At 67.2% G+C, this 564-nt stretch carries 1 pseudogene; it reads left to right on the plus strand.

Features of this window, described 5'->3' with window-relative positions:
* Positions 1-564, plus strand: a pseudogene (locus tag JNB88_RS33150) (type I secretion system permease/ATPase); the annotation flags it as partial.

Below are 564 nucleotides of genomic sequence, written 5' to 3' on the forward strand. Positions count from 1 at the left end.
TGGGGATCCTGACGGTCGGTGGCGCGGCGGTGCTGACGGTGCTGACCATCATTGCCGAGCTTTTGACCCGGCGGCATTCGCAATCGATGATCAAGGCCTCGGTGGCGCGCAACTCGGTGGCGGACTCAAACGCCCGCAACAGCGACATCATGCATGCGATGGGGATCACCGGCCGCGCCGTCGAGCGCTTCGAGAAGGCCAACCGCCGCCACCTCGACTGTCAGACGAAGACATCCGACATCGGCGGCACGCTGTCTGGACTGTCGAAGGTGCTGCGCATGATGCTGCAGTCGGCGATCCTTGGGCTCGGCGCCTATCTGGCGATCCGCGGCGACCTGTCGGCCGGTTCGATCATCGCCTCGTCGATCGTCACGGCGCGCGCGCTTGCCCCCGTCGATCTGGCGATCGCCCAGTGGAAGGGCGTGGTCGGTGCGCGCCGCAGCCATCAGCGGCTGAACGAGACGCTGGCGGTGCTGAACGACAAGAGCGGCTATGTCGAGCTGCCGGCCCCGCACGAGAGCCTGACGGTCGACAACATCACGACGGTGGCGCCGACGAGCGGCG

The organism is Rhizobium cauense (assembly GCF_019511525.1).
Lineage (GTDB): Bacteria > Pseudomonadota > Alphaproteobacteria > Rhizobiales > Rhizobiaceae > Rhizobium > Rhizobium cauense.